The 25,825-nt window shown below is 54.7% G+C and carries 25 protein-coding genes; 14 read left to right on the forward strand and 11 right to left on the reverse strand.

The genetic code is table 11. The features are described from left to right. Positions 1-86: 86 nt before the first annotated feature. From AB6729_RS06200 to AB6729_RS06220, 5 genes are all read right to left on the reverse strand, one after another. Positions 87-692: a DUF1376 domain-containing protein gene (locus AB6729_RS06200; protein ID WP_371080703.1), complete on the reverse strand. Its 606-nt coding sequence runs from the start codon at positions 690-692 to the stop codon at positions 87-89. A 119-nt stretch (positions 693-811) separates the two neighbouring features. After that, positions 812-1,072: a hypothetical protein gene (locus tag AB6729_RS06205; RefSeq protein WP_371080704.1), complete on the reverse strand. Its 261-nt coding sequence runs from the start codon at positions 1,070-1,072 to the stop codon at positions 812-814. A 365-nt stretch (positions 1,073-1,437) separates the two neighbouring features. After that, positions 1,438-1,980, reverse strand: coding sequence for a hypothetical protein (locus tag AB6729_RS06210; RefSeq protein ID WP_371080705.1), 543 nt, complete (start codon positions 1,978-1,980; stop codon positions 1,438-1,440). A 127-nt stretch (positions 1,981-2,107) separates the two neighbouring features. Next, positions 2,108-2,299, reverse strand: a complete 192-nt coding sequence (locus AB6729_RS06215) for a hypothetical protein (RefSeq protein ID WP_371080706.1) — start codon at positions 2,297-2,299, stop codon at positions 2,108-2,110. Further along, positions 2,289-2,486, reverse strand: a complete 198-nt coding sequence (locus AB6729_RS06220) for a helix-turn-helix domain-containing protein (RefSeq protein WP_371080707.1) — start codon at positions 2,484-2,486, stop codon at positions 2,289-2,291. Before AB6729_RS06220 ends, AB6729_RS06215 begins: the two co-directional genes overlap by 11 nt. Positions 2,487-2,936: 450 nt before the next feature. Here AB6729_RS06220 and AB6729_RS06225 point away from each other — a divergent pair, with 450 nt between their 5' ends. Continuing rightward, on the forward strand, positions 2,937-3,608 hold the full coding sequence (locus tag AB6729_RS06225; RefSeq protein WP_371080709.1) for a recombinase family protein: 672 nt from the start codon (positions 2,937-2,939) through the stop codon (positions 3,606-3,608). Further along, on the forward strand, positions 3,605-3,838 hold the full coding sequence (locus AB6729_RS06230; RefSeq protein WP_371080710.1) for a hypothetical protein: 234 nt from the start codon (positions 3,605-3,607) through the stop codon (positions 3,836-3,838). Before AB6729_RS06225 ends, AB6729_RS06230 begins: the two co-directional genes overlap by 4 nt. Before the next feature lie 442 nt (positions 3,839-4,280). Here AB6729_RS06230 and AB6729_RS06235 read toward each other — a convergent pair whose 3' ends face one another. The 5 genes from AB6729_RS06235 to AB6729_RS06255 all read right to left on the reverse strand — a co-directional run bounded on the left by AB6729_RS06235 (position 4,281) and on the right by AB6729_RS06255 (position 9,550). Continuing rightward, a complete protein-coding gene (locus tag AB6729_RS06235; protein ID WP_371080711.1) occupies positions 4,281-4,466 on the reverse strand; it encodes a hypothetical protein in 186 nt (61 codons plus the stop codon). Between the two features lie 546 nt (positions 4,467-5,012). Continuing rightward, positions 5,013-5,267 (reverse strand): hypothetical protein, encoded by a 255-nt coding sequence (locus AB6729_RS06240; protein ID WP_371080712.1) that lies wholly within the window; start codon positions 5,265-5,267, stop codon positions 5,013-5,015. 570 nt (positions 5,268-5,837) lie between these two features. Further along, on the reverse strand, positions 5,838-7,436 hold the full coding sequence (locus AB6729_RS06245) for an acido-empty-quinoprotein group A (protein ID WP_371080713.1): 1,599 nt from the start codon (positions 7,434-7,436) through the stop codon (positions 5,838-5,840). Further along, positions 7,433-8,602 (reverse strand): c-type cytochrome, encoded by a 1,170-nt coding sequence (locus AB6729_RS06250; protein WP_371080714.1) that lies wholly within the window; start codon positions 8,600-8,602, stop codon positions 7,433-7,435. Before AB6729_RS06250 ends, AB6729_RS06245 begins: the two co-directional genes overlap by 4 nt. Before the next feature lie 45 nt (positions 8,603-8,647). Continuing rightward, complete coding sequence (locus AB6729_RS06255; protein ID WP_371080715.1) at positions 8,648-9,550, reverse strand: sugar phosphate isomerase/epimerase family protein; 903 nt, start codon at positions 9,548-9,550, stop codon at positions 8,648-8,650. 399 nt (positions 9,551-9,949) lie between these two features. Here AB6729_RS06255 and AB6729_RS06260 point away from each other — a divergent pair, with 399 nt between their 5' ends. The 12 genes from AB6729_RS06260 to AB6729_RS06315 all read left to right on the forward strand — a co-directional run bounded on the left by AB6729_RS06260 (position 9,950) and on the right by AB6729_RS06315 (position 23,245). After that, complete coding sequence (locus AB6729_RS06260; protein ID WP_371080716.1) at positions 9,950-13,093, forward strand: carboxypeptidase regulatory-like domain-containing protein; 3,144 nt, start codon at positions 9,950-9,952, stop codon at positions 13,091-13,093. A gap of 229 nt (positions 13,094-13,322) precedes the next feature. Then, on the forward strand, positions 13,323-15,152 hold the full coding sequence (locus AB6729_RS06265; RefSeq protein WP_371081195.1) for a PQQ-dependent dehydrogenase, methanol/ethanol family: 1,830 nt from the start codon (positions 13,323-13,325) through the stop codon (positions 15,150-15,152). Further along, on the forward strand, positions 15,133-15,693 hold the full coding sequence (locus tag AB6729_RS06270) for a cytochrome c (RefSeq protein WP_371080717.1): 561 nt from the start codon (positions 15,133-15,135) through the stop codon (positions 15,691-15,693). The genes AB6729_RS06265 and AB6729_RS06270 overlap by 20 nt, the downstream gene beginning before the upstream one ends. Next, positions 15,690-16,688, forward strand: coding sequence for a cytochrome c oxidase subunit II (coxB, locus tag AB6729_RS06275; protein ID WP_371080718.1), 999 nt, complete (start codon positions 15,690-15,692; stop codon positions 16,686-16,688). Before AB6729_RS06270 ends, coxB begins: the two co-directional genes overlap by 4 nt. After that, positions 16,685-18,631: a cytochrome c oxidase subunit I gene (gene ctaD, locus AB6729_RS06280; RefSeq protein WP_371080719.1), complete on the forward strand. Its 1,947-nt coding sequence runs from the start codon at positions 16,685-16,687 to the stop codon at positions 18,629-18,631. Before coxB ends, ctaD begins: the two co-directional genes overlap by 4 nt. Further along, a complete protein-coding gene (locus AB6729_RS06285) occupies positions 18,616-19,239 on the forward strand; it encodes a cytochrome c oxidase subunit 3 (protein WP_371080720.1) in 624 nt (207 codons plus the stop codon). The genes ctaD and AB6729_RS06285 overlap by 16 nt, the downstream gene beginning before the upstream one ends. A gap of 47 nt (positions 19,240-19,286) precedes the next feature. Continuing rightward, complete coding sequence (locus AB6729_RS06290) at positions 19,287-19,625, forward strand: hypothetical protein (RefSeq protein ID WP_371080721.1); 339 nt, start codon at positions 19,287-19,289, stop codon at positions 19,623-19,625. After that, entirely contained in the window at positions 19,622-20,542 is a 921-nt protein-coding gene (locus AB6729_RS06295) for a cytochrome c oxidase assembly protein (RefSeq protein ID WP_371080722.1), read from the forward strand. The genes AB6729_RS06290 and AB6729_RS06295 overlap by 4 nt, the downstream gene beginning before the upstream one ends. Further along, a complete protein-coding gene (locus AB6729_RS06300; RefSeq protein WP_371080723.1) occupies positions 20,539-20,889 on the forward strand; it encodes a cytochrome c family protein in 351 nt (116 codons plus the stop codon). Before AB6729_RS06295 ends, AB6729_RS06300 begins: the two co-directional genes overlap by 4 nt. Before the next feature lie 17 nt (positions 20,890-20,906). Continuing rightward, on the forward strand, positions 20,907-21,308 hold the full coding sequence (locus tag AB6729_RS06305) for a heme-binding protein (protein ID WP_371080724.1): 402 nt from the start codon (positions 20,907-20,909) through the stop codon (positions 21,306-21,308). A 34-nt stretch (positions 21,309-21,342) separates the two neighbouring features. Further along, positions 21,343-21,939, forward strand: a complete 597-nt coding sequence (locus AB6729_RS06310) for a cysteine hydrolase family protein (protein ID WP_371080725.1) — start codon at positions 21,343-21,345, stop codon at positions 21,937-21,939. Positions 21,940-22,222: 283 nt separating this feature from the next. Continuing rightward, positions 22,223-23,245 carry an LLM class flavin-dependent oxidoreductase gene (locus AB6729_RS06315; protein WP_371080726.1) on the forward strand — a complete coding sequence of 341 codons (1,023 nt, stop codon included), beginning with the start codon at positions 22,223-22,225 and terminating at the stop codon, positions 23,243-23,245. Between the two features lie 3 nt (positions 23,246-23,248). Here AB6729_RS06315 and AB6729_RS06320 read toward each other — a convergent pair whose 3' ends face one another. Then, the gene (locus tag AB6729_RS06320; RefSeq protein WP_371080727.1) at positions 23,249-25,825 is read right to left on the reverse strand and encodes an ABC transporter permease; all 2,577 of its coding nucleotides are present in this window, start codon (positions 25,823-25,825) and stop codon (positions 23,249-23,251) included.

A 25,825-nucleotide genomic window follows, 5' to 3' on the forward strand; every position in this document is an offset into this window, starting at 1 on the left:
GCATTTACCTTCCTTCATGGGTTCTGCGACAAGAGAGAAACCCCGGCGTGTGGCCGGGGCTGCAAAGTCTGCGGATGGGTGGAGTGTCATGCTGCCTTCTGGATCTTCTGCGCACGTAAGCGAGCAATCTGTGATCTGGCTTTCCTCTCGTCAGGCGAGAGAGTCAAGGGTGATTTCTCAAAGAGTTGTTTGGGAGTGCATCCGATAGACGCAGCGATGGTTTCTTCTCCATCTGCTTCTGTCATCTGATCTTCTTTCTTCTCCCTCTCTCTTCTTTCATCTGTCATCTTTCCTCTGTCATCTTCATAGGGGTCTGTCAAAGACGCTGTCACAGGGTCTGTGACAAGCTGAGACTTTGCTTTTCCCTGTCTTGCCTTCAGGCCGCGTCGTTGGTTTGCTTCCACAGTCTTCGAGACTTCTGCGAGAGAAGCATCAAGTTGATCGTGGCGCAGACTGCCGTTCGACATTTCGAAGAACTCGCCGATGACTGATTCGGTGATCCCTTCGGAGTCCTTGCCGAGTTGCGCGAGACGCTGAAGTTGTTTCATGTCTGACGGAAGGCCCTGCCTGTACCAGTACGCGATGTAGAGCCGCGTATACGCCCTGAATGCTGCGTCATCGAGGTGATCGGTTTGGTTTAAGAAGTCGGCTGCCCAGAATTTGACCCAAGGCAGAAATAGTTTTTCTGGCATGTACTTTCCCAAGTGGTTTTAGTTATTCCCTCCAAGTAGGCAAAGTGGGCCATCCCCAGCGCCGAAGATGGCCCATGCACGCACTTGGGGTACGTGAACTTTTGAAATTGTGTGCAGAGCTAATAGCCAGTGCGTTGCGTGGCGGCGATACGGTTCACGACGCGGCGAACATCGCCCATATTCAGCCGCTCAGCGAGGAGTCTTCGCTCAACATAGACGGCGGCTGCGGGATTGCCTTTCCTGACGAGGTTTTTCGCGTCTCGAAAGGTCGCGCGATTCAGTTGTTCAATGTCGGTGCTCAATGCAGCTTCGCGTTCCTCGTTAGTGAGGAATTGCCACAACTCCACGCCGATGGCGTGCGCCCATTGGTAGCTGTCCATGTATCTCCTGAATAGAAACAGCGACGGGCAGGTTCTCCCGTCGCCATTGGTCGTTCCGGCTGTTTTCACTACGCACCACGTCGGGGGTACATTTGCCGGGACGAAACTAAGGGCCGTCGATGCGAGAAGGAAGTGAACGCAAGGACGGCCCGTTTCCCCATGCCGGTTAGGCGCGGGGCCGCTCAACACGTAGGGGTAGCCGGTGCTACGCGGAGCGAAATTTGAAGCGACAGACGAGGAAGGACGCGCATGGCTACGCACTCGTCCGTCGCTCTGCTGCGCGTCCTACTTCGCAGCGCAGTCTGCCCAATCAGGCAGACGAGCAAAAAGTGTGCCGCCCGTTGTGGGCGGCGGTTTGCCGACCATTAAATCCAGCGGCGTAGCTGGCCGAAGCCGCGAAGCTGGTAATACTTTTGGCGATCCGTGTTCATCAGTCGATTTGCTTCCACGTGGGTACCCGGCCCGAAGAATCGGGCGACGTCTTCTCGCGTTGGTACGGCGGTCATACCCAAGGAAACAGCGAGTTCGTTATCGGAGAGCCGGTCCAGTTGATAGGGCTTCATCTTTCTTGAAAGTTGTTCTGCGGTCAGCTTGGCGGCGGTGCCACTGCCCTGCTGTGACGTAGGGCGAGACTGCCCTGCCTGCACGGCATCAAGCAAACCGCGAAGGCGATGATTTTCAGCCTTCGCATCATCTAAGAGGGCCGCGTAGTCGACAACACCCTGTTCTGCACTCGCGAACTGTTCTGGGTTCGACTCACGGCGGCGCATGAAGTCGTCCCAATCCGGCTTAAGGTTTTCGTCACGGATACTATCCACGGCAGAGGGGATACCGTTGGGTTCCACTCGTTCAGGGGCGCGAGCAAATTCGCGCACGGCATTGATTTCCTTGGCTTCTTGTTCTGTCACTTCTTGTCTTCTTCCTTTGTTTTGTCTGCGGTGGTGGTGGTGGGCTGCCTATTGGTCCAGCTTTGGATTTGTTGCGCGAACACGTTCGTCTGATCGCATGACCTACCGGGATGCTTCAAACGTCGAGTCACTGCAAACGCTCCGCGTGATCTCGCAAGTCCTGGATCGTGTACTCCACCGTTCCTTGTCCATCTCGGAACTGGCGAAGCGTGCCTGCATCAACGGCAGCCTGAAGAGCTTCAGATTTGACCGCGAGAATGGCGGCGGCTTCTGCGGCAGAGAGGCGAGGTTGCGGATATTCGGCGGTGTTAGAGGGCATCGTCTTCGCCTCCGCGACTGCGGCAACTGATGAAGCGACTGAGGTCGCCTCGCTGGATTCGGATGCATCGCTTTGTGCCAAGTCGGACGCTGCGTAGGGTGCCAGCGCGAAGCCAGTCGCGGATCGTAAACGGAGACACGCTTAGGTGTTCCGCCGCTTCCGCAACGGTGAGAAATGGTTTGTCCATTGTGTATGTGTTGTCCTTTATCGGGGAAAGAAAAAGGCCCAACACCGGCTATGGTGTGGGCCTTCTATGCTTTCTAGGGAAGCCTCAGCGTGCTTGACGCCTGACCTCTACCTATGCTTATAGGATATCACATTTATGCAGTTTGTCAAGCCCTCTCCATAAAAGGGAGTACCTAAGCTACTCATTCCAAGGGAGAAAATAAATTTGGCCAAGGTTTCGAAGTCGCTGAAAAATTGCGTGATACCACCGCGTACTTTCGCCGTTTCTTACCCCTACCATGAAGCACTAGCCTAGCGCCGTGGCGTAGGCCATAGCCGGGAGCAGATGTGTAGATGGAACCGTTCCCGACGGTGCTAGGCATACTATGCAGCCAGTACGCAGAATCAACAACTTACAAATTTCTACAGAATGTTGTTGACGTATTAACGGTAGTATACGTACAGTATAGATATGACAGAGGCAGTTGCGTATCTGAGAGTGAGCGGAGCTGGACAGGTAGACCGTGACGGCTTCATAAGACAACAGGAGGCGATTGAGCGTTATGCGAGTGCGCACGGCTTGAATGTCATCGAGGTCTTTAGAGAAGAAGGTGTTTCAGGAACCAAAGACCTTGAAAACCGGCCTGCTCTGCAAAATCTGTTACTGGCAATCAATGAAGGCGATGCCCAGGTCGTTCTCATTGAGCGACTGGACAGGCTCGCGAGAGACTTGATGATTCAGGAAACGATTCTTGGCGATCTGCGTAAGAGGGGAATCACGGTCATCTCAGTCGCAGAGCCGGACTTGTGCAGCGATGATCCTTCACGGAAGTTGATGAGGCAGATATTCGGTGCCATCGCAGAGTATGACAAGGCGATGATCGTCCTCAAACTACGTGGTGCAAGGCAGCGTATGAAGGCGAAAACGGGTCGCTGTGAAGGCGCAAAAGCTTTCGGCACATCTGGCCATCATCGTGTCACCATCGACCGCATTTTGAGCCTTAGGGACGCGGGGATGGCCGTCGATAAGATTGCAGAGACGATCAACTCAGAAGGTCTGCCCTCAAAGAACGGTGGACGGTGGTATGGAAGCTCCGTTCGGAATGTCCTGCTGCGTGAGCAAGGGAAGGCGGTGGCGGCATGACAGCAAAGAAAGCCAGTCCCCAAAGGGGCAAGCGAGTCACCATGTATCTGCGCGATGAGGACAGGGAGAAGGTTCGGCAGCTCATGGCCGATATCGCCTTGCAGGGGGAGAGAGTCAGTGAAAGCCTGATTGTGCGTGCTGCGATCCTTGCGGCAGAACCGGGAAAGAAGTTCCTCACCGCTTATAAGCAGGCCGCATCGGTAGATCTTCGGTTCAATGCCAGTGAGTAGTCACTTGGTACGACTCGTACCTCATTTTCACCCCAAAACGGTACGGATAACTACGACCTCTATCAACGAAAAGGCCCGTCATTGCTAGACAAAAGCGAATAACGGGCTAAAATTGACTGGGTTTAGGATGTGCAGGACTTTTGTGGGATGTTGGGAGTAGCCACTATGTACTCTATTGCTTTGCGGACAACTTCCTCTTGCCAATAGACGGTGAAACTCGTGAGCCAATAATCGGGGATTTCGACAGCTACGGACTCATTGGTTCGGAAATACTCGATTGTTTGGTTCACAATCGCGCCTTGGCTGACGGCTGAAAATGTTGAACCACGGTCAGCAGACTCCAACTTCAATGTGAAATGAAGAGTGAAGAATGGACTCACTGGATCATCCTCGAACGTCGGTTTAGCGGACGCAAGAGAAACACAGTAGATCGCCACCAGAGTTAGTCCCTGTTCGCTTCGAGATAACTTGCTACTTGTTCGTCGGTCATGCCGGCGAAGTCTATGCTCTCGTCGGCAGTTGTCCATTCGTAGATTTCCGGACGTTCTTTACCAAAGTACTTTCGGAGCCGTGCAATCTTCTCAACAGCCTTGCGCTGCCTATCGCTTATTTGAATATCGATCGTCATGTTTCTTTCTCCACCGGAAGCATAAAACGAATGGGCCTGTGGAGAACCGGCGAAAAGCTGCCATCGTTTGGCAGTAGTATGGCTCTCATTATGGGCCGTAAACGGAAATCTCTGACACCAGCGGAAGCTAATGCTATGCGACGTGCGAAGAAGTCTTATCGGAACGCCACATCAAATCTTAAGAGCCGGGCATTGCACCTCGTTCCACCTGACGAGCCTTCGAGGCGAGCAACACGCCCATTGTCCTCTCGAACTGGAGTTGTTGCTATCGGTGCAGGCAGAGGCAAGCGAGCACCACTGACGCCTGATGAAGTGGAGAGCTTACCGAAAAAGAAGGCCGCGAAGTTGCCCGTACTGCCTGCACGCAAGAGGAAAACGACTAAGCCGAAGAGGACACAGTATGAGGGAACGATTCGCTTCGAGGGCAACGTGCGCGTCCTGCAAGGCGGTCTGCCAGAACTGGGTAAACGCCGATAGCTAATACGAGAATGGCCGGGGCTGCTGTGTGGGCAGGTCCCGGCCTTGGATCGTTTGCAGAGTATGCAGCTAGACGGCTACGGCTTCCATACTCCGCAGCAGACCTAGAGCTTCCTTGCGAGATTCGGTGGAGAATTTCAAAGCGTGTTCCAACAGCCCGGAGTGGTTGGCGATCTTGTCGAGGGCGTCTATCAGGTCGATAACAGCATTGTCGAAATCTGATATCAAATCAAATTGGGCATGTGACACGGCTTCGTCAAGTTCATTTGAGGTAGCAGAGGGTGTAAGGCTAGAGCAAAACAAGCATTGCGCCATATAAATCAAATCATCCTTGGTTCAGGGTTCCGTAAATTCCCGGTGGACAGCGAGCCGGGAGCATCGTTGCAGACCATGCAAACAATAGACTGTTTTCAGATTCCTGAACGAATATCGTGGGCAAGTTCGTTCCAATAATGCCGGAAAAGGGCAACCAACAACTTTACCTTCGACCCGCGATTCGTGCGGGTTTCGTGTTTCACCCGCGCCCAGCGCGGGTTTTATTGTTTGTGGGATATTTTCAATGCAGTCAACGGAACCAACTGAATACCACTGAAACAAGCGGATTTGTGACACCAAGCTATGTAGGTGACACCAAGTATCGAGGAACGATGAGCGAGCATGCACTACGCGTTATGCGGAAGGTGAAGATCGAGGGGAAGTGGGTCCTTGCACCCGTACCCTTATCGAAGGGCAAACCGGATCCATCTCATGTGATGCACAAGGGAAAGATCACACCGGTTGAAGGTGGGACCTTCTACTTGGATCATGGTCACGGCCGCGGGCGCGCAATTTGCAGGGATTGCACCTCACTGCTTTTAGTATGTTGCTGGCGTTTTGTAGCTTTGTTCTATGTTTTTAGTTCATGACGAAGGCAAACAGCTTATCGCCTGCGCCAACGAGCACATATTGATGGCCATCCAACATATAGGTGATCGCGCCGTTCGACACGCCCGTACCCAGGTTCACATGCCATAGCGATTTGCCTGTTGTGGCATCCATCGCAATAAAGTTATTGTTCGGATCGCCCGTAAACAGCAAGTTGCCCGCAGTGCTCAGCAAGCCGCCTTTACTTCCCGGAGTCTCCCACGTGTGACTCCACTTGATCTTGCCCGTGCGGTAGTCCAGCGCTTCAAGAATCGCCTCTGACCAATGTCCATTCTGTTGACCGCCCCAGCCTTCAGGTCTGTTGGTGTCGTCATAGATGTAGAACATCGAATACGAGTGTGTTGCGTTCACATAAAACAATCCCGTTGCAGGGCTGAATGATGGCGGCTCCCAGTTCACACCGCCCGAAGCGTCCGGTGCAACCAGAACACCCGGAATCTGCGGTTCTTTTGCGGTATCAGGAATCGGTTGCCCCTTTGCATCCAGCCCCTTCACCCAGTTCGTCTTCACAAACTCTGTGCTCACAAAGTTCTTGCCGGTCTCGCGGTCCAATACAAAGAACCATCCGTTTCGGCTCGCCTGCGCCAGCAGTTTGTGATGTTTGCCATCCATCACTCCATCAAACAAAACAGGCGTTTGAATCGCATCCCAATCATGCGTGTCGTGCGGTGAAGGTTGAAAGTACCAGGCCATCTTGCCTGTATCGGCATGCAGGGCCACAATCGATTCCGTGAAAAGGTTGGCGCCTGCGCGTGAGCTTGCATTCAACACCGGTTGCGGATTCCCTGTACCGATGTAAAGAAGATTCAACTCAGGGTCATAGGTTGGAGGAATCCATGTCATACCGCCGCCATGCGCCATTGCGTCCGCACTCGGCCATGTCTCTGATCCCGGCTCGCCCGGTTTCGGCACCACAGACCAGTGCCATTGCAGCGCGCCCGTCTCAGGATCGTGCGCTTCCAGATATCCAGGCCGATCCAGATCGTCACCGCTCACGCCAGTGATGACATGGTTCTTCACCACCACGGGAGCCACCGACGCATAATACATCTGATCAAGATCGCAGATCGACTGGCTCCACCGCTTCGTGCCATCGGCAATATTCAAAGCAACAAGGTTGCAATCCGGCGTTTCAAAATACAGCGTGTTCCCGGAGATTGCAGCCCCGCGATTGCCAAGGTGAATGCCACCCTTGGTTGTCCACATGAAATGCCACAACTCCTTGGCGGTGCGCGCATCCAGCGCCCAGACATGGTCGGCTGTGGTGATGTAGATCACGCCATTCACCACGATGGGGGTACCGGCAAGTCGCCGAACCATACCTTCGCCAAGGTTCGGCATCTGGTACAGCCATGCAAGACTCAACGACTTCACATTCTTATCGTTGATCTGTGTCAGCGTGCTGAAGCGGCGGCCGGAGTAATCTCCGTTGTACGTGGGCCATGAATCCGGTGCTGGATGAACGATCGATGCCGGATCAAGCCCAGCTCCCACCTTCCCTTCCTGCGCGGTGGCATGAAGAGAGGTCAAAGCAAACAGGGTAAGCAAGAGTGTCGTAAAAAACTTCATTGCAAGGTCTCCAGGTACGACACCACGTCATGAATATCCTTGTCGGTGTAGACATCGAGAAGCGCCACATGCGCGGCGTACGGATCATTCTTCTCTACCTTGAGATCTGGACTGCGTGTAAAGCTGTAGTACTGCCCTGCGGCGTCGCGCAATGAAACGTTGTAATCATCCATGTTTGTTGGCACGCCGGTCACCTTCGTTCCCTTGGGAGTTGTCACGGTAACTGTAAGCGTCTTGGCCTGCCGCGAAACCGATCCCTGCCTGGTGATCGCCCGATTATCCGGGAACACCACCTTTTGCTGCAGGGCAAACGGTGCATACTTTGAAGCAATGTGTGCCAGGTCGCCCGTAACGGAGTGACACTTCGTGCAGCCTCCAGCGCCTTCAAAGTAGGTCTTACCTGCCTTCGGATCGCCCACAAGAATATTCAATGTGTGGTTGTAAGGCCCTGTGCGCAACGTATCGCCAATCTGCTGATGTAAATAGTGAGACAAGTTAACGACTTCTTCCCTGGTCAACTGCACCGGTTTCACCTTTGAGTGTCCCTGATCAAGAAACGGCGCAATGGTACTGCCATAGCGATCGTGCAGCACCAACACCGAGCGCACCAGATCCGGTCCGCGTTCGCTGCCGCGTGCATTGGTCCCGTGGCAGGTAATGCATTGCGCAATGTAAACCTTCTTGCCCAACGCAGCGAGATCTTCATCCACAACCTGCTTATCGTCAGACCCAGCCTGATCGATCAAGCTGCGTCTACGTGGTGGTTTAGCCTGCCCCGTTGGCACAGATCGCGTGATGCCTGTAACGACTTCGGCCCCATCTGCAGGAAACGTCGCCGAGAGATAGGTAACAATCTGATCAAACTCATCATCATTGATCTTTGCTCCACGCGCGATCATGTTCGATACGGTTGTTCCCCATGCCTCTTTGCTCATCTTCCGACCGGTAAACATCTGAACTGCATGGCAGCTTGAGCAGATGCGTTGCACCGTATCGCGATGCGGTCCATTCGGCAATGGTGAGTTTGCTGCCTGCCCCTTCGCCGCCATCGGCAGCAGGCCAGATGCCAGCAGAAGTGCAAGACGGATTGATTGCCTGGCCGCAATCCTATATGCGTCCCTCAAGCAATCAAACTGGCCCAATGCGTGTGTTGTACGTGACGACATACGACCCCAACTGTAGAACATAAATAGTGTGATGAAATCAGTGGCTCACTTGGCCTTTGCAGGCATATCTCCGGAAAGAATAAGGCCGAAACGCCGGCGCATATCTTTCAGGTAATCCCCATCGCCTGAGGCAAGTTCGAGTGTTGCCGTTCCCTGATAGCCAACGTCCTGCAGCGCGGAATAAATCGCCGTCCAGTCAATATCGCCCTCTCCTGGAGATACCCAGCGAGCCACGTTGCCACCCGCAGCCTTATCGTGATGAAACGTAAAGTCCTTAATGTGCAGCTTGGCAATGCGTTTGCCCAGCGTGCGAATCCAATCCTGCGGATAGCCGTAGAGCACGACATTGCCCACGTCAAAGTAGGCGCGTACATGCGGCGAATTGAATTCGTCCACATAACGAGCAAACTCCAGTGGACTCAGCAGGAACTTGTTCCACACTTCTTCCACTGCAATCGTCACGTTCAACTGCTCTGCCAGCGGAATCAGCTTGCGAAGCGCGATCTGTGAACGCGTGTATGCATCCTTGTATGAAGTCTGTGAATTCACCACGCCTGGCACAAGCAGTACCGTTGTTGCTCCCCAGAGGTGCGCGTTGCGCATCGAAGTGCGCGCTCCTTCAAGGCTCTTCTCCACCACGGCCGGATCAGCGGAAGAGAAAGGATACTTCCAGTGGTCGATATTCATCACCGAATGAATCGGCAAGCCGACCTTCTCTGAGGCGTCCTTCATTGCCCGTGCATCCGCATCGTTCGATGTGGGGCATTCGATCTGCTCGAAGCCGCAGTCCTTCGCAAGCTGAAAGCGCTGCAGAATCGATAGATTTTCGGGCAGCATGTTGTACTCCACTGCCATGTGAATGGGCAGCCGAGTATTCGCCCGGGCGGGCACGGAAGACATCACGGTCACTGCGGCGGCGGTCTGCAGAAAATTTCGGCGAGTCATCATGAGTGGCTACGATATTCGCATTTACAGGCACTTCCGGTAAACACAATTCTTTAGATACTTTAAAAACTCCCCGCCTGCAGATATGGCGTTTCTGCCCCTCAAAATGCTTATAGAAGGATTTATTGCACTAAAAACGGTGCACTTTTTTATTTGGCATAGCGATTTATTTAACAAACCAAAAAAATACATTGATATTTATGGCCGACCCGTATTAGATGTTCCTCATCACATCGCAGCATTTCACCAGGAACTTTTGCTTTAGAGAGGTCACGCATGTTCTTTCTCAATCGTTCTCATCGTTCCAGCTCCTTTTGCTGCTCGGGCAGATGGTCTGCTTTCCGATTTTTACTTTTAGCCCTATTTTTCTTTGCATGGGATGTATCAGGAAGCGCCCAGACTGTGAATGCGACGTTGCGCGGCACCGTCATGGACTCCAGCGGTAGCGTGGTGGCTAAAGCCAAGGTAGAGCTCTACGAGCCGTTGACCGGTCAGAAGGTTCGCGAAACCATCTCAGCTGACACAGGTGACTTCGAGGTCAACGAATTGAAGCCAGGCACCTATCAGCTTCGTTGCAGTTCGTCTGGTTTCAAGCAGTTTGTCGCACAGAACATCATCCTCGATAGCGGCCAGATACGCCGCATCAATCCGACGCTTGCCCTTGGTGAAGCCAGCGAAGAGGTCACCGTCTCAGCAGGTGCAGCGGTCATCAATACCGAATCATCAACGCTCGGCGGTCTATTTTCGGCGAAGCAGCACGATGAGTCTCCGCAGGTCACAATCTATCCATCGACCTACTCGATGTTGACGACGCTCTCTGGCGTGCAGGGCGGCACGGGTTCTCCCATTGCAAATGGTCAGACACAGCAGCAGCAGTCGCAGACGTTCGACGGCATCGCCAACGACCTGCAGGGCAACCAGAGCAACAACGCTAATTTCTTTGAGCAAGTCTCGGCATCGCTCTTCAATGCTCCGGCCGAAAGCCCCGTTCCCGTACAGATCAACATGGTGACCAAGCGCGGCACCAACAAGTTTCACGGCAGCGCCAGCTATCGCATTTACGATTCGGTCTTCAACGCGCGCGGCTACTTCACCACCGCTAAATCCCCGTACCTGCAGCACGAATGGAACCTTGAGGGTGGAGGCTACATCTGGCGTGACCGCACCTTCTTCTACGGCCAGTGGTTCGCCCAGAAGATTCCACTGGGTTACCAGGCCCTGGCGAACGTTCCCACGATGGCGATGCGCTCTGGTGTCTTTTCAACGCCCATCATCGATCCGCAGACCGGTCAGCCCTTTCCCAATAACACCATTCCGGCATCGCGCATCAACTCGGTAGCCAAGGCCTTTCAAGACAATTACATTCCAGCCCCGAACAACGGTCCGGCAACAAGCCAGGCCAATAATTATGTCTTCCAGTTTCCCTTCAACACCGACCTCTATCGCGGCGACTGGCCGATGGCCCGCATCGATCATCAGTTGACCAAGAAGAATTCCTTCTTTGTGCGCTGGCTCATGCGTCAAACGCCGTACGTGCTGAACAACGGCCTTCCCATCCTGGTGTGGACCCGCAACCGACGGCATCAGCAGTGGGCAGCTGGCGACACCCACCTGTTCACGCCACAGATGGTCAATGAGTTCCGCTTCGGCTATTCGACTGACTACATGGTCGACGGCCAGACCAACGCTGGGAAAACACCTCCCGACGGCGCTCAGGTGTTGGCAACCACCGGACTGCAAGGATCGAATCCCAGTAATAGCAAGGGACAGGGATTTCCCAGCATCTCCTTTGGCGGTTCAGGTTTCACCGCTTTGACAAACGTAGCCGGAGGCATCAAAGCGAACAACCATATAACAACATTCGCGGACACACTCACCTGGCAGAGGGGACGCCATGTACTGAAGTTTGGAGGCTCGGCAGTCCACTTCAGCAATTACTACGGCTTCGTCAATGACTATGGCACGTTCAGCTTCAACGGCTCTATTACAAAATCAGGCACTGCAGCCACCCCCGCATCGGTCTACGCTGACTTTCTGCTTGGACTTCCGCAACAAAGCCAGCGAACGAATCCACTCGGCGGTCGTACACAGACTCTGAACGAGTACGGCCTGTTCGCGCAGGACTCGTTCAAAATTTCGCCGAAGCTGAACATCGACTACGGCGTGCGCTGGGACATCTATGGCACGCCGTCAGCAGCTGACCACCTGATGTATAACTTCGACCCAACGACCGGTAACGTCATCGTTGATCCAGGCGGAATCGCAAAAGTAAGCCCGTTCTATCCCTCTACCATCACGATCAAGCCTGGCGATGTGCGCGCTCTGGTTGATAAGAGCAACATCACTCCGCGAGTTGGGGTGGCCTACCAGGTAACGAGCCATTCCGTCCTACGTGGAGGCTACGGTCTCTACATCTCGCGTCTGGGTGCTGCCAATGCATTCAACAACTTCCTTCCAATCAATCCTCAGCTCGGATCGACCGGCCCATTCTCGATCAGCGAGGTCTACAACAACAACACAAATGGCTGCTTGTTTTCTTTCCCGAACCCCTATCCCTCCTGTGCCGGCGCGACACCGCCAAGCCAGAGCATTCTGGGCTATCCACGCCAGACTGAGCATGGTCATATCCATCAGTTCAGCGCAACCTACGAGATCGAACTGCACAACACCGGCTTCCGTGTTTCGTATGTCGGCTCCAGAAGCACAGGACTGAACTATTCGGTAAACATCAACAAACCCGCGCCGAGCACAACAACCTGGACGTCAGCGCGCAATCCTTATCCTCAGTTCGTATCGGCAACGATGGTCCGCTACGACGGCAACGCCAACTATAACGGCCTGCAATTCGATGTGCGCCGACGTGTTGGCTCGTTCACCTTCACCGCCAACTATTCCCTGTCGAGCAGCCAGGCAAACTTTCTGGACACGGAGAACCCCTATAACGTGCTGGGGCGTTATGCGAACGATGGTCTGACACGTCGGCATTACAGCGCAAGCACGCTTACCTATGCACTTCCGTTCGGTCACGGGAAACGGTATCTGAACGGAGCCGGAGGAATGACGGACCGTGTCGTGGGCGGCTGGTCGACCAATGTGATGACATATTTAGCGTCCGGCACGTGGTTTTCGCCAGGGTTCACTGGTTCCGACCCCTCAGGCACCAACACACTGAGTGGCCTGCCAGACCTGGTGGGCGATCCGAACAATATCCCCGGAGGCAAGTCGAAGACGAATTGGTTCAACCAGGCCGCCTTTGCTATTCCGAAGCCTGGAACCTTCGGCAATGCATTACCGTTCAGCCTGGCAGGCCAGAACCTGTATCAGACACACGTCTCGATCATCAAGAGCACTCTGATCACCGAGCGTGTGAAGTTTAACTTCGTCACGCAGATCTCCAACTTGTTTAACCACGCGCAGTTCGTCAACCCCACCGGAAGCATCAGTTCTGCCACCGGCAATCAATTCACCAGCCAAATTGGAACCTTCGGCGGGTATGAAGTGGCCACACCGCGAAACATCACCTTCCAGGGGGCCTTCGTCTTTTAATCCAGAAGCAAAACTTCAGCAGTAGTTTGAAAGCTCGACAGGGCCTCGCATTCCATTGTGAGGCCCTTACTGTTGATGTGGTTGCCATGTGCCTCGCAGGTGCAGGTGCAGGTGCAGCAAACAAAAGCGTCAATTCGCGTTCTTACTACTTTCAACACAACGTTTTTGTTTTATCGCTCCGTCTATGCAGTTCGCAGGTGCTTCTACAGCGCGGGGCGTTACTGGAATGATGACGTTGTCTTTTCGTATTCGCTGTGCGACATACCTGACTGGGGTATGTCTTCTCTCGTGTGGCTGCCATACGAAACCTTCCCCTGTTCAAAATCTAGCGGCTGGACAGGTAAGGCCCATCGCACAAATCAATGATTCCGACGATGGCGAGTGGCACCGCGCGACGAAGGACTTTGCCAATCGCCGCTATAGCCAGCTCGATCAGATCAATTCCAATAACGTCTCGCGGCTACGTGTAGCATTCACGTTTTCTACCGGGGTAGCGCACGGACAGGAAGCCGCGCCTATTGTTGCGAACAAAACGATGTATCTCGCGACACCTTGGCCAAACATCCTGTATGCCCTGGATCTAACAAAGCCGGGTGCGCCTATCAAATGGAAATACGAACCACATCCATCCCCTTCTTCCAAGGGCGAGGCGTGTTGTGATTCCGTAACACGCGGCGCTGTGTTTGATAACGGCAAGATCATTTTCAGCACGCTGGATGGGTACACCATTGCCCTCGACGCAGAATCCGGGAAGGAGCTATGGAAGACCCGACTCGCTGACTTCACGAAGGGCGAGACCATCACCATGGCTCCTATGGTCGTCCATGACCACGTTTATATCGGCAACTCAGGCGGCGAGTTTGGTGTGCGTGGATGGCTTGCATCGCTGGATGCGAAAGATGGCAAGCTCTTGTGGAAGGCCTACAGTACCGGGCCTGATAGCGAGGTCCGCATCGGGCCGCGGTTCAAGCCTTTCTACGCAAACGACAAAGGTTCCGACCTGGGAGTTAAGACATGGCCGCCCGATGCATGGAAGACAGGCGGAGGTACGGTATGGGGATTCCTTTCCTATGATCCCACTCTGAATCTCATCTATTACGGTACGGCGAATCCTGGACCCTGGAACTATGTGCAGCGTCCCGGCGACAACAAGTGGACTGCTGGTATGTTTGCTCGCGATGCCGACACCGGCGAAGCAGTGTGGTTTTACCAGATGTCTCCTCATGATCTTTACGACTGGGATGGCGTGAATGAAGACGTCCTGGTGGATCTCCCATTGAATGGCACCACGAGAAAGGTCTTACTGCGACCGGACCGCAATGGGTATCTCTACACGATTGATCGCGCCTCAGGACAGGTGCTGTCCGCGAACCCATATGCGTTCATCAACACCACAAGTGGAGTGGATCTAAAAACGGGCGCTCTGCAACATATTCCTGACAAGGCTCCAAGAGTTGGACAGGTAGTGCGTAACATCTGCCCGGTAGCGCCGGGCGCAAAGGATTGGCAACCCTCGTCCTTTTCACCCCAAACCGGACTGCTTTACATCCCACACCAGAACATGTGCATGGATGAGGAGCTTATGGCAGCGAACTACATTCCGGGGACACCCTACATCGGAGCGTCAGTACAGTATTACTCCGGACCAGGTGGGCACATGGGCGAATTGACGGCGTGGGACCCCATTGCAGGAAAACCGGCATGGGTTATCAAGGATAAATATCCCATCTGGAGCGGTACTGTTTCCACCGCAGGAGGCCTTGTCTTCTTTGGGACCATGGATGGGTGGTTCAAGGCCGCAGACGCAAAGACCGGCACTATCCTGTGGCAATTCAAAACGGACTCAGGCGTCATCGGACAGCCCATCACCTATCGTGGGCCGGATGGAAAACAATACATTGCCGTGCTCTCCGGGATTGGCGGATGGCCAGGGTCCATCGTAGCGGCGAAGCTCGATACCCGTGACGGCACAGCAGGCAATGGATGGGGTAAGGCATTGCCGAACATCCGCAATGAAGTCACAGCGGGAGGGACGTTATATGTCTTTTCGCTCCCGTGAGTTCTTTGCCTTTGCTCTACTGGTTTCGTTGTGTGCCTGCAAACGTGAGCAGCGTATCTTCGATCCGGGCAGCGCTGCATCGCAGCCAGCAGGGGCGACACCGCTGACAGAGGTAGGCGCCGGTACTTCACCGCCTCCGGGTAATCGTCCCAATGCAATTGCAGAAAGTGCGTATGCCGTTGGCGAAGGCAAGCGCCTGTACCAGGCTTATAACTGCGTGGGTTGCCACGCAAACGGCGGAGGCGCAATCGGTCCCGCTCTGATGGATTCGGAATGGATCTACGGCAGCTCCCTGGAACAGATCCACTCCACCATTGTGCAAGGCAGACCCAACGGAATGCCGAGTTTCGCGGGCAAGATACCCGACTATCAAGTGTGGGAAATTGCCGCCTATGTGCGTTCCATGAGCGGGCAGCTTCCGTCCGACGTTGCACCTTCACGCTCAGATCACATGCCAATGGTGGTTCCTGAACAATCTCGTCCAAAGGAGCACCCCGGAGCAGAGCATCCACAGCCCGTTATCACGGAGCCGCAGCGATGAACCTTCGGGCAACAGCGCTCCTCTTCTTTTCGAGCCATCAATCTCCACTGAATCCCGCCGGGATACAAGCACGCCACATTGAGCACAATCTTGTACTGATCTTTGGCATCACGTCAGCCGTGTACCTGATCGTCATCGCTGTTCTCTTCTTTGGGGTCCTTCGCAACCACGCTCGAGAAGGCTTCGTTCCGCATACGCTGGTTGAAGATCCGGATGTAGATCGCAAGGCTACGTATATTGTTGGCGGCGCAATCGGCGCAACGGTCGTTCTTCTTTTTGTGATGATGATTTCCAGCTTCATCACAAGTCATCGCACTGCCGTGCTGGCGAATGCTCAATCGCTGAAGATTGACGTTTACGGCCATCAATGGTGGTGGGAAGTGGAATACCCCATGGATGAGCAGCCTTTCCGTATGGTCCGCACAGCAAATGAAATTCACGTACCGGTTGGTTCAGTTGTCACAATCCACGCAACCTCGCGGGATGTGATCCATAGTTTTTGGGCCCCCAACATTCACGGCAAAAAGGATCTGATCCCTGGCTATGAGAACGACTTGACGCTCGAAGTGGATCAGCCGGGCACGTGGCGAGGCCAATGCGCGGAGTTTTGTGGCCTGCAACATGCGCATATGGCTTTCGATATCGTTGCCCAAAGCCGAGCGGATTTCGATCGTTGGTACGTGCAACAACTTAGCGCTGCACCCGAACCCACAACTCCGCAAACCATACATGGACGTGATGTGTTTCTCAATCATCCTTGCATGATGTGTCACACCATCCGAGGGACTACTGCAGGCTCAACGGTCGGGCCCGATCTTACGCACGTTGCCAGCCGCTCCATGATCGCGGCAGGAACATTGAAGAACACGCCCGGCAACATGGCCGGATGGATACTGAACGCGCAAAGCATTAAGCCTGGAGTTCGCATGCCTCCGAATCCCATGCCCGGCCAGGACCTCAACGATTTGCTTGCGTATCTGGAGACACTGCGATGAACGAACAGCATGTGGTTATCGCAGAAGAGTCCTACACCACCACAAGTGATGCGGAACGCGCAGCGCAGTTAGCGAAGGTCTGGGCAGAGCCATCCGGATTTTTAGGGTGGTTCAAAGCCGTACATCACACCACAATCGGGAAGCGCTACATGGTCACGGCCTTTGGTTTCTTTCTGGCCGCAGGTTTGCTTGCTGGCGCTATGAGGCTCCAGCTTGCGTTTCCAGAAGCACACATCATGAGCCCCGATCTCTACAACCAGGTCTTCACCATGCATGGCAGCGTGATGATGTTCCTGTTTGCCGTGCCTATGATGTTCGAAGCCCTTTCCGTATATTTTGTGCCACTGATGGTCGGCACGCGAAACATCGCCTTCCCGCGCCTCAACGCCTTCAGCTACTACCTTTTCCTCTTCGCGGGGTTGATGCTGTTCGCATTTTTCTTTGTTAACTCCGGACCAGACCGCGGATGGTTCTCATACGTTCCACTCTCTGGCCCTGACTATGCTCCCGGTAAGCGAGCCGACATATGGGCACAACTCATCACCTTTACAGAAATTTCCGGCCTTTGTGTTGCCGTAGAGGTCATCGTTACCGTTTTCAAACTGCGCGCTCCGGGCATGTCTCTTAACCGGATACCCATATTCGTGTGGGGAGAGGTTGTGACATCATTCATGGTCATCTTCGCTATGCCAGGAGTAGTCGTAGCAAGCACCATGCTTTTGCTGGATAGGACAGCCTCGACACAATTCTTCAATCCTGCCGTGGGTGGAGACGTGCTTCTGTTCCAACATCTCTTTTGGTGGTTTGGCCATCCAGAGGTCTACATCATCTTCATCCCCGGCACGGCCATTGTCTCTACGATTGCCGCAACATTCTCACGCCGACACGTCTTCGGTTACATGGCGCTCGTTCTTTCGCTCATTGCCACTGGATTCATCGCTTTTGGCCTGTGGGTTCATCACATGTTTGCCACGGGCATCCCGCAGATGAGTGAAGGTTTCTTCACCGCAGCCAGCATGATGATCGCCATTCCGGCGGGAACACAGATATTCTGTTGGCTTGCCACCATCCTTACGGGAAAAGTTGTTTTGAAAACACCCATGTGGTGGGTACTCGGCTTTTTCTTCGTTTTCATCATTGGTGGCATGACGGGAATCTTCGTCGCCTCCGTTCCCGTAGATCTGCAGGTGCATGACACCTACTTCGTTGTCGCGCACTTCCACTACGTGCTGATTGGCGGCGCCGTATTCCCTATGTTTGGCGCATTCGCGTATTGGTTCCCCAAGTTGACGGGCCGCATGCTCAGTGAAATGCTCGGGCTTTGGAGCTTCTGGCTCTTCACCATCGGTTTCAACATCACGTTCTTTCCCATGCATATCCTGGGCCTTCGCGGCATGCCGCGTCGCGTCTATACCTACCCTGCTGACGCCGGTTGGACTGCGTTGAATCAGATTGAATCCGTGGGATACATCTTCCTGTTTCTCGGTGTCGCCGTGTTCCTGTACAACGTATGGCATTCGTTACGACGCGGTGAGATGGCGCCCGCAAACCCGTGGCAGGCAGGCGGATTGGAGTGGGCCACCGCATCTCCGCCTGCAACCTACAACTTCCTGAACATGCCGACAGTCAATGGAAGCGAGCCACTGTGGGACGCGCTGCCGGATCAACCTGTGGTCAGTGGCATGCACGAAGATGTTCGCGAAATTGTCACCACACGCATACTGGATGCCGAACCAGAGGGCCGTGATGAGATGCCCGGCCCGACAGCTTGGCCATTCATAGCTGCAGTCGTTACGACGGCACTCTTCATCGGCAGTATCTTCAGGCCGATCGCTGTTTCCATTGGTGCGATCCCGCTGGCGATTGCCCTCATTGGCTGGTTCTGGCCCACGCGTGAAGAATCGCAACGACGCGCGAGGAGGAATATATGGGAACAGAGCTAATGCAACACCGGCGCTCTCTCAATGTTGCCTCGCTCCCTGATGTCACGTTTGCAGCCAGGAGCATGACGTGGTGGGGAACGATTGGGATGATGGCAATTGAGGGGGGCGTGTTTGCTCTTGTCATTGCCAGCTACTTCTATCTGCACTCCAGGTCGCAGAACTGGCCACCGGGCGTTCCTCCTCCGGATCTGTTGTGGGGAAGCCTGAACACAGGTGTGTTTCTGTTGAGCGCATTGCCAACGGAGTGGTATCGCCGTCACGCCCATCAAGGTGATCTGCGGGCAGTGAGAATCGGTCTCGGTCTAGCGATTGGATTTGGAGCGCTTAACCTTATCATTCGTTACTTTGAGCTGCGGCATCTTAACTGCGACTGGTCGCAGAGCGCATACGGCTCTGTGGTGTGGCTATTGATGGGCCTGCATATCGCGCATCTGCTTACAGATTGGGTCGAGACGATTGTGCTCACGACACTCTTTTTCTCGCCACACATTGAAGGAAAGCGCTTTGTCGACGCCGAAGAAAATGCAAGTTACTGGTACTTCGTCATACTCACGTGGATACCCATCTACCTGGTGCTCTACTGGGCGCCCCGATGGTTGAGGAGCTAACCATGCCCGGCCTATTGGGAATACTCCCATCCAACAAAGATGAAGGTTTGAACCTTCGCTTGTGGGCGGCCTTGCTTCTACCGCCGTTTGCTGGAGGCATCAATACGGTTGTCGGCTACATGGTCAGTAACTACGACTGCAACGTGCACAATCGTCACCTTGTCCTTCTGGTGAATCTCTTCTGCCTGATGCTCTGTGGCATCAGTGCGCTTCTGGTTTTGAAATTGAAACAACGGATTGAAACGGAGTTTGACGATTCATCCAAAGACCTCCGCATCACGCGACTCTTCCTTCGTAAACTTTCACTCTGGTTCGCTGCGGGATTCGCCCTGCTGGTGGTCGCAGGTTCCTTCGCAACGATGCTGATGGGGGCGTGTGATCTATGATCCTGCCTCACCACATCCATGTTGCTGCATTCTTCTTTCATCCCGTAGAAGGTGGAGAAGCGCTGCCCAGTCCAAGCGATCTGTGGACTCTCAGGCATTGGACCTGGGAGCTTAACATCACAATTCCGTTGGTCCTATGCGCGGCATGGTACCTGGCAGGAAGTGTGCGAAGAGGGCGCCATACTATGCTCCGGTGGCGTCATGCAGCCTTCTGGGCAGGATGGCTTTCGCTTATCGCGGCGCTGGTATCTCCGCTGCATCAGCTTGGAGACTCTCTCTTCAGTGCACACATGCTGCAACATGAGATTCTCATCCTTGTCGCCGCACCACTCATCGCAGCATCGCACCCTTCGGTGACTCTCCTCTATGCGCTGCCTTCCGCGGCTCGACGAACAATAGGTGGCCTTGTGTCTGGCATGGAACGGCATCCAATTTTGGCGTTAGCCACTGGACCATTAGCCTCATGGTTGCTCCATGCTGTTGCACTTTGGGGATGGCACATTCCATTTCTCTACCAGGCAAGTGTCACCTCGGACGTTGTGCACGCGCTGCAGCACCTCTGCTTTTTCTTTACAGGACTGATCTTCTGGTCCGCTCTCTTCGGCGCTGGGCGTTCATCAATGAGCTATGGTGCGGCCACGCTTTACACCTTCGGGACTGCGATTCACTGCAGTGCCCTCGGATCGCTATTAACGTTCTCCACCGTGATCTGGTATCCCATCTATGCCGACCGGACCACCGCGTGGCATCTGACGCCATTGCAGGATCAGCAGCTCGGCGGGCTGCTCATGTGGGTCCCGTCCGGCATCGTATTCATTGTGATCGGAGTCGCATTGTTTGCTCGTTGGATTGAGAGCGCCGAAGAGCGGCACAAACATACGAGTATGAGTGAGATCACGATAGGAGGGACGCAATGAGAAATTCCCTCTTCGCGCTTCCGATCCTCACATTGCTTATGGGATGTGAAGCCTATACAACTTCGCCTATAGAACGCGCAGTGGCGGCTCCGAAAATGCGCGACTACGGATGCACCTCCTGCCACGTGATTCCCGGTGTTGCAGGGGCGGCGGCAGCGGTAAGCCCACCGCTAAACCGCATGGGGAACAGAACCACCATAGCCGGAGTCACTTCGAACACACCGGAAAACCTCATGCTCTGGATTCAACATCCACAGCAGATACATCCCAGGAGCGCCATGCCGGAGATGCATGTGACATCCGACGATGCAAGAACGATTGCCCTCTACCTCGAAACGCTGCATTGAATAAGGAGAGACACACGATGAGCATCACACTCGCTGAAGCTAAAACCGTTGTTGCCGCTGCTGAGAGCAAAGCCCATGAGATTGGCATGCCGATGAACATCGCCATCGTCGATGCTGGTGGAAACCTTCTCCTCTTTCAACGAATGGAAAACGCGTGGTTGGGGTCCATCGACATCGCGATCAACAAAGCCTGGACTGCTCGTGCATTTGACATCGAAACCAAAGCACTCAGCGAACTCTCTCAGCCAGACGATCAGTTCTTCGGGATTCACACGTCAAATCACGGTCGAGTCATGATCTTTGCAGGCGGTATTCCTCTGAAGAGGGATGAGAAAATCGTGGGTGCCATCGGCGTCAGTGGCGGCATGGGCAAGCAGGATCAGGCAGTAGCCGAAGAAGGCGCGAAATCATTCTCTTAGTGGCTATCGCTCAGGAGTTTGAAGAAGGACTGGCATGAAATCTCGAAAGCACGCTCAGACACGCCCTTCGCCCGTGCCTGTGGCGCTCCTCATCATTGATGTGCTCACGACATTCAATTTTCCGGATGGAGATGCAACCCTGCAGAATGCTCTTACCATCCGTGACGCTTTGGTGAGACTCAAAGGACGTGCCCGATCACTTGGCATTCCCGTGTTGTACGTCAACGACAACTTCGGTGATTGGCGCAGCGAGAAAGAAGTGTTGATGGGGAGATGCCTGGAAGGCAAGGGTAAAGACTTCGTTCGTCCTCTATTGCCGGACAGCGAAGATTACTTCGTCCTTAAGCCCATGCATTCTGCGTTCTACATGACGCCGCTGGAGGTCCTCCTGCAACACCTGCAGGTGGAGACGCTGATACTCACCGGCCTCACGTCGAGCAGTTGCATTAGTGCCACGGCTCATGATGCAAACATGCGCGGTTTCGATATTTACATTCCTTCCGACTGCTCCTGCAGTCGAAGCTCGGAGGAGCACACCGCTGCCCTCGAGTTATTGGGAGCAATGGCCGATGCACGTCTTACCTCATCGAAGTCGCTTAGGTTGCAGAAGTTGATCTCTATACAAAAATAATCACCCTCGTCGTCCTGTTGACCTCAGTGCCCGATTCTCAGGCGGCGACAGGACAGCCACCGTGTTAAGACACCCTGGTCTGTTCACCACCATTGTTGTGTTGAGTCCACATTGTCTGGAACGGCCTCTCCGTGCTGCTGACGTCGATAGTGCACCATCATTGATCGCAAGAGCCTTTGGTACTGCTTGCAAGTCTCTTATAAAATCTGCTTTTTTCGGGTTCATGAATCTCTGGGGCAATCAAACATCTCTTCTTCCTAGTAGACTCACATGCGGAGTCAGCATGAAAAAGATTGGCTTTCTTTCCTTTGGCCACTGGACGCCTTCGCCTCAATCCCAAACGCGCTCTGCTGCGGATGTTCTGTTGCAATCCATCGATCTGGCGGTGGAAGCCGAACGCATCGGCATGGATGGCGCTTACTTCCGCGTGCATCATTTTGCGCGGCAGCTCTCGTCGCCCTTCCCTCTTCTGGCTGCGGTTGGAGCACGCACGCGCAACATCGAAATCGGCACCGCCGTTATCGACATGCGCTATGAAAATCCGCACTACATGCTGGAGGATGCAAGCGCAGCCGATCTCATTTCCGGTTCGCGATTACAGCTAGGCATCAGCCGTGGATCGCCGGAACAGGTCATCGACGGATGGCGCCACTTCGGTTATCAGCCGAAGGAAGGCGAAGACGACGCAGCCATGGGACGTCGCCACACCGAAGTCCTTCTGGAGCTTTTGCGCGGAGAAGGTTTTGCCCAGCCCAACCCTCGGCCCATGTTCCCCAACCCGCCAGGACTGCTGCGGCTGGAGCCCTTCTCGGAAACCTTGGGTGAACGCATCTGGTGGGGCGCTGCGACCAACGCCACCGCCATATGGGCCGCGAAGCTGGGAATGAATCTGCAAAGCTCAACCCTCAAGTTCGATGAGACAGGCGAGCCATTTCACATCCAACAGGCAAAGCAGATTCGTGCTTATCGCGAGGCATGGAAGCAGGCCGGGCATACTCGCACGCCGCGCGTCTCCGTCAGCCGTAGCATCTTTGCCTTGACCAACGATCTGGATCGCGCCTACTTCGGGCACGACAGCAACTCGCAGGACAAAATCGGCTTTCTGGACGCATCCACCCGCGCAGTATTTGGCCGCAGCTACGCCGCCGAGCCACAAAAATTAGTAGAGCAACTGCGTCAGGATGAAGCGATTGCGGAAGCAGATACGTTGCTGCTCACCGTGCCAAACCAACTTGGCGTGGAGTACAACGTACACGTTATGGAATCGATTCTGACCCACGTGGCACCCGCACTCGGCTGGAGATAGACGCTACTCCTCGCGAAGAACCTCAAGCGGTTTCTGGCCAAGGACACGATAACTTGCGAGCCATCCCGTCAGTACGGTCAGCGCCATCACGGCGATGAGCGCAAGCGCGTTGATCCATCCCAGGAAGTGATAGTCCAGATCAAGCCGTGACAGCACCACGCGAACGGTGAGGTTTGCGAACACCAGTCCCACCAACCCGGCGATCAGGCCAAGCGTTGCAAATTCAATGGAGAAGATTGCGGCAATGCGCGACCGCGTTGCGCCAAGCGTCTTCAACACCACCACTTCACGGATGCGCCGATAGCGCGTTCCCGCAATGGCGCTCGCAAGAATGACGAGCCCTGCGAAGATGGAAAATCCTGCAAGAAACTGCACCACCAGCGACACCTGCAACAGCACGCCTCGCAGCGTCTCCATTGCCTGCGCTACGTTGATCACTGTAACCGTGGGATACTTCGCAAACAACGCGCGTTGGAGTTCGCCAACACGATCGGGATCGGCATGTGCACCGCCGTAATACACCACCGGCAGCCCAGCCAGCGCAGACTTTGGCAGCAGAAACTCCGAGCGCGACCATGCATGTTGACCATCGGACTTGATGATGGCCGTGACCTCCGCGTTGATGGGATGATCGGGATCGCCCGGTGCACCAAAGAGGATGTGCGACCCAAGCTGCACATGCAAACGCTCTGACATCCGTTGTCCAATCGCCACCTGCGAATGCGGGTCGCCACTATGCCAGAAGGTTCCGCGTACCACCTTCGTCCCCGGCGGCATTTCGTCCACCCACGTCAACGAGATGGATTGCAACATCCGCTTGGGAAAGTTCTCCAGCTTCAACTCCGAAGCCTTCACTCCATCCACTGCAATAATGCGCGAGGCCACCACGGGTAACATCTCCGGCTCGCCATGAACACCGGGCTGTGACTTCAGCAGCGCCGTCACACCTTGCACTTCGGTCGGCGCAACATCAATGAGAAAGACATTCGGCAACGTGGGCCGCGTGGATAGCTTCAGTTCCTTCACCAGTGCCTGCGAAAGAAAAAACACGCTGGCAATCTGCATCACTCCCAGTCCCACAGCTGCCAGCAAAGCCGCGGAAGGATTGCCCGGACGATAGAGGTTCGCCAAACCATGTCGCACCACAGGCTGCAAAGAAGCACGCGTGCTCTTCAGGAATCGCCGCAGCAATGCCAGCACTACCGACGATGCGATCAGCAGCACCACGAGCACACCGGCCAGCCCTATCGTAAAGACCTGCCCCACCACTTTTGAATCTGACAACGTCGTCGCAATGAGCGTAATGCCAAGCAGAATCAAAGCACCCGCAACCACCTGCGCAAAAGACGCTTTGATTTTGGCGAAAAGGTTTGCCGCTGTTCCCTTCTCCTGCACATCGTCCACGTTGCGCCGCAAAATCAGAATGGGCCGAACGCCGCGAATATCCAGCAACGGCGGCATCGTAAATAGCAGTGTAGTGAGCAGACCTGTGGCCAGTCCTGCGACGATTGCGGAAGCCGCGATGTGTAGTTCCGGTGTGATCCCCAGCAGCTTCGCCAGTAGCAACGGCAACACAAGTTGCACGCCAACACCCAACGCCACACCAACCGCGCCACCAATCAACCCCAGCAGCACCGTCTGCACCAGGTAAATGCGAAGCACATGCGCAGACCGCGCACCGAGCGACTTCATGATGGCGATGGAGTCCATACGCTCCAGCAGATGCGTGCGCATGGCCATGGCGACTCCGACAGCGCCCAGCACCAGCGCCACCAGCGAAACCAGCGACAACACACCCGTTGCACGATCCAGCGCCATCGTGATGGCCGGATTCGTCTCACGATAATCCGTAATCTGAGCCTCGGGCAGAATGCCTTCCAATGTCGTCTTTAACTTTGCTACAGCGCGGTCATCACGCTTCGGCAACATAAAAAGATAGCGCTGGCCCGCACGCGATCCCGCCGCCAGCAGATGTGTCTGTTCCAGTTGATTCTGCGATAACAGGATGCGCGGCCCCGCGGCAAACGATCCGGAGAGTCTGTCCGGCTCACCGAGAACAACTGCAGCAATGCGCAACGTGGCATCGCCAAGCTGAATGCGGTCGCCCACATGCAGCTTCAAACGAATCAACAGGTCATCGCCGACTGCAACGTTCTCCCCACCAATCGCCTGCCGCAACGGCATGGCTGGCTGCAGATCGACAGTGCCATAGAACGGATACTTCGCAGGATCAATGGCCTTCAGCGCCACCAGCAATGGATCCAGCGAATGTTCGGCAGTGGCCATGGCGGCCATCTCCGTGACCGATGTCATCTGTGTGCCGCTTGCGGTCAACGCATCCAGTTGCTTCTGTTGCGTATCGCTCGGCTGCTGAAATGTGCGTGCTGCAAGATCGCCCGCCAGGATGGAACGCGCACGCACCATCAGCGTCTGGCGAAACGCCGTGGAGAATCCACGAACGCCCGTCAACGCCGCAACACCAATCGCTACCGACAAAATGACAAACAGAAATTTGCCGCGTGAAGCACGCAGTTCGCGCGATGCAATGCGTGCTGCCGTCGTCCAGGAGAGCGCGGCCAC

The organism is Terriglobus sp. RCC_193 (genome assembly GCF_041355105.1).
Taxonomy (GTDB): domain Bacteria; phylum Acidobacteriota; class Terriglobia; order Terriglobales; family Acidobacteriaceae; genus Terriglobus.